This window comes from Oceanimonas baumannii (assembly GCF_002245495.1).
GTDB classification, from domain to species: domain Bacteria; phylum Pseudomonadota; class Gammaproteobacteria; order Enterobacterales; family Aeromonadaceae; genus Oceanimonas; species Oceanimonas baumannii.
Genome location: NZ_NQJF01000006.1, coordinates 191,987 through 200,842 on the forward strand (window position 1 = coordinate 191,987; position 8,856 = coordinate 200,842).

Annotated in this window: 14 protein-coding genes and 1 pseudogene; 9 read left to right on the forward strand and 6 right to left on the reverse strand. The window is 54.6% G+C overall.

Translation table 11 applies throughout. The features are described from left to right. Positions 1-47 precede the first annotated feature (47 nt). The 5 genes from B6S09_RS08830 to B6S09_RS08850 are packed head-to-tail and all read right to left on the reverse strand — an operon-like array spanning position 48 to position 1,719. The gene (locus B6S09_RS08830) at positions 48-467 is read right to left on the reverse strand and encodes a hypothetical protein (RefSeq protein WP_094278133.1); all 420 of its coding nucleotides are present in this window, start codon (positions 465-467) and stop codon (positions 48-50) included. Then, on the reverse strand, positions 464-691 hold the full coding sequence (locus tag B6S09_RS08835) for a hypothetical protein (protein ID WP_094278134.1): 228 nt from the start codon (positions 689-691) through the stop codon (positions 464-466). The genes B6S09_RS08830 and B6S09_RS08835 overlap by 4 nt, the downstream gene beginning before the upstream one ends. 11 nt (positions 692-702) lie before the next feature. Then, a complete protein-coding gene (locus tag B6S09_RS08840; protein WP_094278135.1) occupies positions 703-1,239 on the reverse strand; it encodes a phage regulatory CII family protein in 537 nt (178 codons plus the stop codon). A 45-nt stretch (positions 1,240-1,284) separates the two neighbouring features. Then, positions 1,285-1,527: a MerR family transcriptional regulator gene (locus B6S09_RS08845; RefSeq protein WP_094278136.1), complete on the reverse strand. Its 243-nt coding sequence runs from the start codon at positions 1,525-1,527 to the stop codon at positions 1,285-1,287. Positions 1,528-1,542: 15 nt separating this feature from the next. Next, the gene (locus tag B6S09_RS08850; protein ID WP_094278137.1) at positions 1,543-1,719 is read right to left on the reverse strand and encodes a Cro/CI family transcriptional regulator; all 177 of its coding nucleotides are present in this window, start codon (positions 1,717-1,719) and stop codon (positions 1,543-1,545) included. Between the two features lie 119 nt (positions 1,720-1,838). On the opposite strand from B6S09_RS08850, the pseudogene B6S09_RS18755 reads away from it, so the two are divergent. The 7 genes and pseudogenes from B6S09_RS18755 to B6S09_RS08880 form a co-directional block, all read left to right on the forward strand. After that, positions 1,839-2,030: pseudogene (locus B6S09_RS18755) on the forward strand (helix-turn-helix domain-containing protein); the annotation flags it as partial. A 60-nt stretch (positions 2,031-2,090) separates the two neighbouring features. Then, positions 2,091-2,507 carry a LexA family protein gene (locus tag B6S09_RS18760; protein WP_341802685.1) on the forward strand — a complete coding sequence of 139 codons (417 nt, stop codon included), beginning with the start codon at positions 2,091-2,093 and terminating at the stop codon, positions 2,505-2,507. 32 nt (positions 2,508-2,539) lie between these two features. After that, positions 2,540-2,752 (forward strand): hypothetical protein, encoded by a 213-nt coding sequence (locus tag B6S09_RS08860; RefSeq protein WP_243832817.1) that lies wholly within the window; start codon positions 2,540-2,542, stop codon positions 2,750-2,752. A gap of 9 nt (positions 2,753-2,761) precedes the next feature. After that, a complete protein-coding gene (locus B6S09_RS08865; RefSeq protein ID WP_094278139.1) occupies positions 2,762-3,214 on the forward strand; it encodes a hypothetical protein in 453 nt (150 codons plus the stop codon). 110 nt (positions 3,215-3,324) lie between these two features. Continuing rightward, positions 3,325-4,356, forward strand: coding sequence for a phage integrase (locus B6S09_RS08870; RefSeq protein WP_094278140.1), 1,032 nt, complete (start codon positions 3,325-3,327; stop codon positions 4,354-4,356). Positions 4,357-4,448: 92 nt separating this feature from the next. Continuing rightward, the gene (gene nhaR, locus B6S09_RS08875; RefSeq protein WP_094278141.1) at positions 4,449-5,393 is read left to right on the forward strand and encodes a transcriptional activator NhaR; all 945 of its coding nucleotides are present in this window, start codon (positions 4,449-4,451) and stop codon (positions 5,391-5,393) included. Positions 5,394-5,421: 28 nt separating this feature from the next. Further along, positions 5,422-5,715 carry an ArsR/SmtB family transcription factor gene (locus B6S09_RS08880; protein ID WP_094278142.1) on the forward strand — a complete coding sequence of 98 codons (294 nt, stop codon included), beginning with the start codon at positions 5,422-5,424 and terminating at the stop codon, positions 5,713-5,715. Positions 5,716-5,796: 81 nt separating this feature from the next. Here the strand turns inward: B6S09_RS08880 and rpsT are convergent, their stop codons facing one another. Then, a complete protein-coding gene (gene rpsT / locus B6S09_RS08885) occupies positions 5,797-6,057 on the reverse strand; it encodes a 30S ribosomal protein S20 (protein ID WP_094278143.1) in 261 nt (86 codons plus the stop codon). Between the two features lie 196 nt (positions 6,058-6,253). On the opposite strand from rpsT, the gene murJ reads away from it, so the two are divergent. Next, entirely contained in the window at positions 6,254-7,813 is a 1,560-nt protein-coding gene (gene murJ / locus B6S09_RS08890; protein ID WP_094278182.1) for a murein biosynthesis integral membrane protein MurJ, read from the forward strand. A gap of 94 nt (positions 7,814-7,907) precedes the next feature. Next, positions 7,908-8,855, forward strand: coding sequence for a bifunctional riboflavin kinase/FAD synthetase (gene ribF / locus B6S09_RS08895; RefSeq protein ID WP_094278144.1), 948 nt, complete (start codon positions 7,908-7,910; stop codon positions 8,853-8,855). Position 8,856: the final 1 nt, after the last annotated feature.

The window sequence follows — 8,856 nt, forward strand, 5'->3', positions numbered from 1 at the left end:
CCGTGGTATTCATTGGCGTGGATGCACACATCCAAAGGCCGCTTCAGTTACAGCTGAGCGGCCTTTACCATTTCTGCCTTGCGCTGAATCATCAGTGCCTGCTGTTCTAAATATTCCTGCCGCTTTGCCTGCTGCTGTGCTGTCATGGCCGGTTCGTCATGACGCTGGCCCGGGTAGTCGGCCACATGCAGCCATTCGCTGCGGTCGGTGGCGGCAAAACTGGCCAGGGCGCTTTTCAATTCCACTACGGCGCGGCGTATTGCTTCGCGCTCGTCGTCGCTCATTTCTTCCAGGGCTTTATTCCAATACACCGCCGGCTTGAGAGCTGCGGTGCGGCACAGGCCTTCACGGGAACTCTTGGTCAAACCATTCCACCAGCTGGCAATGCGGGTGCATCCGACCATGTCGCGCATGTTGTTAATAGCCAGCTCGCCGGCTGACTGGGTGATTTCTCTATAGGCGGTCATGCCGCACCTCCGGTGCCGAGTTGGCCGGCCAACCAGCTCCACAAACGGCGGCGGGCTTTGGGCTTGTTGGGGCGGCGGTTTTGAATGGGCAGCACAATCCAGCTGCCGTCCTGCCGCTCAATAAATCCGGGACGGTTACGATGGGTAATCACCTCCGGGCGCAGGGCCGGGGTGCAAACGGGGGTTTCAACCCGCAGCAGGCGGGCGGTGTTGATAATGGTCATGGCGTGGTTCCTCAAGAAAGTCCGGGTACGGCGCTGGTGGTGAGCGTGTCGAAAGCAACGGTCATGCCGGGGATAGCGTGAAAGCGGCTTTCTATGGTGTGTACGAACAAAGCCAAGGTGCCCATCATGGCGGTGGCTTTGCTTACGGCGCGATCTCTGCGCTGCTTGCATACTTGCCCGCTTTGCTGGACATCAATGGCATCCCGGGCCAGTTCGCCGGCGGTGGCGGTGATCTCCAGTGCCTGACTGGTAAGCGCCTGTTCGTCTGCCTTGTGGTTGCTCTTGGGCAGGGCAATGCCTGCCATGTCCAGCTCCAGCAGCAGGCCGTGCACCAGGGTGTGGTCGCCAGTAACCCGAGCAGCTGCGATGATATTTTTTACTGTGGGCTCTGCAGCATGTTTTGCTACCAACTTGTTTATCCAAAGTTGTGGTTTCATCCCCATGCTGCGCGCCACGTCGCTCTGGTTATGAGCGTCTTTGAAGCGGGCTACGGCTGAATTCCAGTGAGTGAAGTTTTCACATTGTTTATCTGTATTAATATTCAACATTTTTGATGCATCCATGGCGTGGTTTAATAAAGATGAAGAAGGCGGTTATGCCGCCTTACTCCGGCCACGGGGGCCACGGGGTTTAGGGGGCTGGTAGAGATCCAGCGCCGATTGGCTGAGCGCCATTAAATTAATAAGGGTGCGCTCGCCCTGGATTTTTTTGGGCAGGATGGGAATGCGGCCGTCTTTGACCATTCGGTCTACGGTGCACTTTGAAATACCAACACGTTCAGCAAACACATCGGGAGTGCATATTGGAGTGTCGAAAGTCACGTTTAGTTGTTTCATGGGTATGGCTCCTAATTACTTGCTATCCAGCTGTGTAACCTTAAGTTTCCCTTTGGTTAGCACTTGTATCTGGTAAGCGCGTCCTTGGGGGATTTCTTTGCCCCATTTCCCAACGGCCGCATGACTTATGCCGAGCGCTTTGGCAGTAGCCATAACGCCCCCGAAGTGCTTTAGGACATCATCCTTTTTCATCGCTCAGGTTCCGTTAGTTACTTAAGTTTCGGTTTGTGATTTTGAAGTTAACTTATGTGTCGGTTGGCGTCAAGCGATTCCGAAACTTAGGTTTCCCTTAAGGGTGGTAACTTAGGTTTATGGAAACCATTAACGATCGCATCTCAGCCCGTAGGCATAAGCTCAATCTTTCGCAGGAGGAGCTAGCCAAAAGAATTGGCATTACCCGCGTATCAGTCAGCAAGTGGGAGTCAGGGCTAAATCAACCAAAGGGGCGCTACCTTAACCAGCTAGCCTCCGCTCTTGGTGTAACTGTTGAATGGCTTCTGACGGGAAAGGATGTACAAGCGGAAACTGATCACTTTGTTAATGTTGAACCTGCAATTCTTGGCGTGCACCAGATCCCAGTACTGAGCTATGTGCAGGCCGGGCAGTTAACGGCGGTGCGGGAAATTCGGGACGTGGACGGCAGCTATGAATATGTGCAGGCCGACGATGATGTAGGTGAACGCGCGTTTGGTATGCGCATCAGTGGCGACTCCATGACCCCCGAGTTCGGCGAAGGCGACCTGGTGATCATCGACCCCGATATTGAGCCGGTACCCGGCGATTACGTGGCCGCCAAAAACGGCAGCCTCGAAGCTACTTTCAAAAAGTACCGCCCCCGCGGCTTTAACCAGGACGGCGTTGAATACTTCGAGCTGGTACCGCTTAACGACGATTACGCACCTATCCGTTCGGATATGTGTGACGTGGTGATCATTGGCACCATGGTCGAGCACCGGAAGTACCGGCGAAAACGACGATAAAAACTAAAACAACATAGAGCACGGAGAGCACAATGATAAAACAGGGAATTCCCTTATCTGCGTTATTGCTGTTCACGACTTTATCAGCGCATCCTGTATTTGCGTCTGAGCCACAGGTAAAGAAGAGCAAAACCAATATCTGCCATCCTAAAGGCGGCCGGTATTATCACAAAACCAAAAACTATACCCCTTATAACAGCATGGAAGCCTGCATTCAAAGCGGTGGCCGTGCTGCCAAGCGATAAGGAAGCACGATGATAAAAACCATGATCACTGCTGCCGGCCTTGCATTAGCTCTGGCTGCCCCAGCGTTCGCCCTGGAAATTAGAGACACCGAAGACTGCCAGGCTGCCCAGCGGGCGCAGGATGGAGCGGAAGAGATTGGCCTGTATAAGCTAATGAATGAATCTATTGATAAGGATTACGACAACTACATGACATGGAAGAGCACTCGTCTTGAACCTGCTCTTCGCACTTTTGAGAGTCAGTACCCTATCAAGCAAGGGGATGCTATTCGGCTACCGAATTACGTTAGTGTGGTTGGTGAATTTAACCTGCGAATCCGTCAAATGGCTTATCTCTTCCACCAGATGGAGAGACATAAGGAAGACTCAAAAACATTTGAGCAGTACCGCAGTTCAGCAAAAACTCATCTGGACGCTATGAAGGCCACTATGGCCAAGTTCAGAAAAGATTGCATTATTTGAACGCGGAGCAAGATCTAGGCCCCCTGACTGAAAAGGCATTATGAAAGCATTGAGTTCCTTATGGCATCTTCTAGCTGCCGCCTTTTTGTTGGGGTAAGGGTCAGGTTGCAATGGCGGTAAGGAAGATGACCACTGGCAAGTGGCTGGTGGAGGTATATCCCGAGGGCCGGCCTAGCAAGGCCCGCCCCAAGGTGCCCAGGGTGCGCAAGCAGTTTGCCACCAAGGGCGAGGCACTCAACTTTGAGCGCTGGGTGCTGAGCGAAACTGAGAGCAAGCCATGGGAAGGCAGCAAGCTGGACCGGCGCCGGCTTTCCGAACTGGTGACTCTGTGGCAGCGGTTGCACGGGTCTAACCTGGCCAAGAGCCAAGCACGCTTTGCCAAGCTGCAGATCATTGTGGCCGGCATGGGCGACCCGGTGGCGGCCGACATTACCGCCAAAGACTGGGCTCACTACCGGCAGCGGCGTATTGCCGGCCTGATCCACAACGGCTACAACACCAACAAACTGGCGGTTAAGCCGAGCACCATCAACCAGGAACAGGCGTTTCTGAAAGCTGTATTCAACGAGCTTACCCGCCTAGGCGAGTGGAACGGCGGCAATCCGCTGGATGGCGTTAGGGTTCTGCCACTGCATGAATCCGAAGTCCGGTTTCTGGAAAGCGACGAGATTGATCGCCTGCTGCAGGCCACCGTTGAATACGGCAATCCTGATCTACAGCTGATTGTTGAACTGTGCCTGGCCACCGGTGCCCGCTGGCGTGAAGCCGAAGGGCTCACCGGCTCTCAGGTTACCCCGCACAAGGTGACGTATCAGCGCACCAAGGGCCGCAAAAACCGTACGGTACCCATCTCTCCCGCGCTTTATGAGCGCCTGCCAAAACGTGCTGGCCCCATCTTCACGCCGTGTTACCATGAATTCAGCAAGTTGCTTGATTTGGCCAAGATTGAGCTGCCCGAAGGACAGGCCACGCACGTGCTGAGGCACACCTTTGCCAGTCACTTCATGATGAACGGCGGCAACATTCTGGTGCTGCAACGCATCTTAGGCCATGCCAATATCAAGGACACGATGAAGTATGCCCACTTCTCGCCAGACCACTTTGAAAGTGCTGTTGAACTCAACCCGTTACAGCGGCGATAGTGGCGACGAAGTGGCGACAGATTTACACCGACATGATGACCTATGATTAGGCATGACGCTGAAACCCGCTTAGAACTTGGAGAGGCCGCGAGTTGTCGCACCTAAATTATAACCATCTTTATTATTTCTGGATGACACAGAAAAAAGGCTCGGTTACCAAGGCAGCAGAGGCCTTGTTTCTGACACCTCAGACTGTCACCGGGCAGATCCGTCAGCTGGAAGAGCGGCTGGGCGGAAAACTGTTCAAGCGCAAGGGACGTCAGCTGGAAGCCAGTGAACTGGGCCAGTTGGTATTTCAGTATGCGGATCGAATGTTCAGCCTGTCGTATGAGATGCTGGATATCGTCAATTACCGCAAGGAAGACCATCTGGTGTTTGAAGTCGGTATTGCCGATGCCCTTTCCAAGCGGCTGGCAAGTCGCGTGCTGCTGTCGGTCATTCCTAACGATGGCTCTATTCATCTGCGTTGCTATGAGTCTACGCACGAAATGTTGCTGGAGCAGCTCAGTGAGCACAAGCTGGATATGATATTGTCGGACTGTCCGGTAGACTCGGCGCAACATGCGGGGCTCTTGTCGAAAAAGCTGGGAGAATGCGATATTGGCTTTTATTGCCGTGAGCCGCTGCCGGTTAAGCCTTTTCCTGCCTGTCTGGAAGAACGAAAACTGTTGATCCCCGGGCGACGTACCGCCATGGGCCGTCAGCTGCGTCACTGGCTGGAAGTGCAGGGCCTTAAGCCGCAGATCCTCGGTGAGTTTGATGATGCGGCGCTGATGAAGGCATTTGGCTTTTTTAATCAGGGCATTTTTGTCGCGCCGGCTATTTACCGGGACGCCATATTGCAATATCAGCCGGTGATTGAGATCGGCCGGGCAACTGAGCTGAAGGAAGAATATTACGTCATCTTCGCTGAACGGATGATCCAGCATCCGGCAGTGAAACGGCTTTGTGAGAGCGACTTCAGCTCATTGTTTTCCGGTCTGGATGACTTTTCGGCGGTAACGCCACCTGCCACTTTTGATGATGAATTCAGTTGAGAGCGTAAATGTGAATGCGACCAAAGACATGAATATCAAGGAAATGGAAGCCAATGCCGCTAAAGCGGTGAAGCTGCTGAAAGCACTTGCCAATGAGCGGCGGTTGTTTATTTTATGTCACCTGCTCGATAATGAACTATCGGTGGGGGAGATGAATCAGTTCCTGGGGCTCAGTCAGTCTGCTTTGTCCCAGCATCTGGCCATTTTGCGCAACGACGATCTGGTGAGTACCCGCAAGGAAGCCCAGACGGTGTATTACTCTCTGAAAAGTGATGAAGTGCGGGAGATGATCGCCTTGCTGCACCGGCTTTATTGCAGTTAGTAACAACGCTGACTATCTCGCGGTAAGCGGGCAATAAAAAACCGGCACTAAGCCGGTTTTTTCGATGCCGTGATAAAACTCTTACAGAGCTTTGATCTGGGCATTCAGGCGGCTCTTGTGACGAGCGGCCTTGTTCTTGTGGATCAGGCCTTTGGTGGCCATGCGGTCCAGCAGAGGCTGAGCGGCTTCAAACGCTTTCTGGGCGTTGGCCTTGTCACCGGTAGCGATGGCAGCAATTACTTTTTTCACGTAGGTGCGAACCATGGAACGGCGGCTGGCGTTGTGCTTGCGACGCTTCTCAGCTTGAATAGCGCGTTTCTTAGCAGACTTGATGTTAGCCAAGGTAAAACTCCTGAATCTGTCTTAGCGAGTGCTCATAAAAGGCCGAGGAATATGCCTTTTTCACCGCTGTTTGTCAATTGATTTGTGCAAATAAACACCGCCCTGTGGTGTGGCACAGGGCTGGGGGTTAAACTGTCTGCCGGATTCTAGCAGTATTCACCTGCGTTCAGCAATTTCTTACCGCGAGGTTTTCATTTTGAGCAAGGCGCTGTTGCGGTCGGGCATGATTGTCTCTGCCATGACCCTGGTTTCACGCGTGCTGGGACTGGTCCGGGACGTGGTTATCGCCAACCTGATGGGGGCGGGAGCCTCGGCCGACGTTTTTTTCTTCGCTAACCGTATTCCCAACTTTTTGCGACGGTTGTTTGCCGAAGGCGCATTCAATCAGGCGTTTGTGCCGGTCATGACCGAGTACAAGCAGACCCGCAGCTTTAAGGACACCCAGGATCTGCTGGCGGCGGTGTCTGGCACACTTGGGCTTATCGTTACTGTGGTTACCCTGGCGGGTATGCTGGGCTCCGGGGTGGTCACCGCCCTGTTCGGAGCCGGCTGGTATATGGAATGGCTGCAGGGAGGCCCCGAGGCCGAAAAATTTGAGCTGGCGTCATTGCTGCTGAAAATTACCTTTCCTTACTTGTGGTTTATCAGTTTTACCGCCATGGCCGGTGCTATTCTTAACACCTTTGGCAAGTTTGCGGTGTCGTCCTTCACCCCGGTGTTTCTGAATGTCTGCATCATCGCGGCGGCGCTCTTTTTGTCGCCCCGGCTGGCGCAGCCTGAAATGGGTCTGGCGGCAGGAGTGTTTGCCGGTGGCCTGGTGCAGTTTTTGTTTCAGTTTCCCTTTCTGGCCAAGCTCAAATTGCTGGTCCGTCCGCGCTGGGCTTGGCATCACCCCGGCGTGGTTAAAATCAGGACCTTGATGATACCGGCGCTATTCGGCGTGTCGGTGAGCCAGGTTAACCTGCTGTTCGACACCGTGCTGGCTTCTTTTCTGGCTACCGGATCCATCAGTTACCTGTATTACTCGGACCGGCTGCTGGAGTTTCCCCTGGGACTGTTCGGTATCGCCATTGCCACGGTGATTTTGCCGGCGTTGTCCAGCCGTCATGTGGATGAAGCCAGAGACGGTTTTGCCGCGACCATGGACTGGGGCGTGCGTATGGTGCTGCTGATGGGCTTCCCGGCCATGCTGGGGCTGATCATGCTTAATGAGCCCATGCTGAGGGTGCTGTTTATGCGGGGCGAGTTTGGCATGGAGGAAGTGGCGTCGGCCGGCAGAAGCCTGGTGGCCTATGGCCTGGGTCTGCAGGCCTTTATGCTGATTAAGGTGTTGGCACCGGGTTATTACGCCCGTCAGGATACCAAAACCCCGGTGCGCTTTGGCATTATCGCCATGGTGGCCAACATGCTGTTTAATGCGCTGCTGATTTTTCCGCTGGGCTATGTCGGCCTGGCACTGGCCACCGCACTGTCGGGCATACTCAATGCCGGTTTGCTGGGGTGGGGACTGCATCAGCGTGGCGTATACACTCCGGGCAAAGCCACCCTGTTTTTTCTGTTCCGGGTGATGGCCGCCGGGGCCGGCATGGCTGCACTCCTGGGGCATTTGTCTCCGTCACTGGAAATATGGGCCGGCTGGGATCTGTGGCAAAGCGGGCTGCATCTGCTGGGCTATATTGCGGCAGGGGCGCTGTGTTACGGTATGCTTTTGCTGCTGTTAGGCGTGCGGCCACGCCATTTACGTAGCATAGCCTGATGAATAATCAATGAAGCCCCTGACCAACAAGGGCTGATCCTGAAAGCCGGCTGAGTTATAATCCGCCGATTTGCAGGGGCCGGCAGCGGGATTTATGGAGTTAATTCGCGGCATTCACAATATCAAACCCTGGCACCGGGGGTGTGTGCTGTCTATCGGTAATTTCGACGGGGTGCACCTTGGGCATCAGATGGTGTTGCGTGGCCTGGTGGCACAGGCGCGCCGTCTGAATGTGCCTGCCTGCGTGATGGTGTTTGAACCTCAACCCCAGGAATTATTTGCCGGCGAAAACGCACCGCCCAGACTGACCCGGCTGCGGGAAAAATACCAGCAGCTGGCGCGACTTGGCATCGACAGGTTGTTGTGTGTGCGTTTTACTGCGGATTTTGCCGCCCAAAGTCCGGACGATTTTATACGTGGCCTGCTGGTCGACAAACTGGGCGTACGCTTTCTGGTGGTGGGGGACGATTTTCGTTTTGGCCGCAATCGTGGCGGGGACTTCACCCTGCTGACCCAGGCCGGGCGGGCGTTTGATTTTGACGTGGTGAGCACCCAAAGCTGGCGTCTGGAAAACCGGCGGGTCAGCAGTACGCTGATTCGCAAAGCGTTGGCGGAAGACCAGCTGGACGATGCTGCGCGTATGCTGGGGCGTCCTTTCAGCCTTTGTGGCCGGGTAGCGCACGGTGCCAAGCTGGGCCGTACGATTGGTTTTCCCACCGCCAATGTGGCGCTTAAGCGCCGGGTCATTCCGGTCGCCGGTGTTTATGCCGTGCGACTGACGCTGGGCGGGCTGGAATATGCCGGAGTGGCCAACATCGGCCACAAACCGACAGTAAATGGCACCAGGGCGCTGCTGGAAGTACACCTGTTTGACTTTGCCGGCGATCTATACGGCAAGCAGGTGACGGTAGCGCTGTGTCACAAGCTGAGAAATGAAAAAAAATTCGCTTCCTTTGCGCTGTTGAAGGAGCAGATTCAACGCGATGCCGTCAATGCCCGGGCCTGGTTCGGCCTGGCGGTGTCAGAACCGAACGGAATGTAGG

Excerpts from the sequence above, each read along its gene's own strand:
- B6S09_RS08830 (WP_094278133.1), bottom strand. The coding sequence starts at position 467 with ATGACCGCCTATAGAGAAATCACCCAGTCAGCCGGCGAGCTGGCTATT.
- B6S09_RS08835 (WP_094278134.1), bottom strand. The coding sequence starts at position 691 with ATGACCATTATCAACACCGCCCGCCTGCTGCGGGTTGAAACCCCCGTT.
- B6S09_RS08840 (WP_094278135.1), bottom strand. The coding sequence starts at position 1,239 with ATGTTGAATATTAATACAGATAAACAATGTGAAAACTTCACTCACTGG.
- B6S09_RS08845 (WP_094278136.1), bottom strand. The coding sequence starts at position 1,527 with ATGAAACAACTAAACGTGACTTTCGACACTCCAATATGCACTCCCGAT.
- B6S09_RS08850 (WP_094278137.1), bottom strand. The coding sequence starts at position 1,719 with ATGAAAAAGGATGATGTCCTAAAGCACTTCGGGGGCGTTATGGCTACT.
- B6S09_RS08860 (WP_243832817.1), top strand. The coding sequence starts at position 2,540 with ATGATAAAACAGGGAATTCCCTTATCTGCGTTATTGCTGTTCACGACT.
- B6S09_RS08865 (WP_094278139.1), top strand. The coding sequence starts at position 2,762 with ATGATAAAAACCATGATCACTGCTGCCGGCCTTGCATTAGCTCTGGCT.
- B6S09_RS08870 (WP_094278140.1), top strand. The coding sequence starts at position 3,325 with ATGGCGGTAAGGAAGATGACCACTGGCAAGTGGCTGGTGGAGGTATAT.
- B6S09_RS08880 (WP_094278142.1), top strand. The coding sequence starts at position 5,422 with ATGAATATCAAGGAAATGGAAGCCAATGCCGCTAAAGCGGTGAAGCTG.
- ribF (WP_094278144.1), top strand. The coding sequence starts at position 7,908 with ATGGAGTTAATTCGCGGCATTCACAATATCAAACCCTGGCACCGGGGG.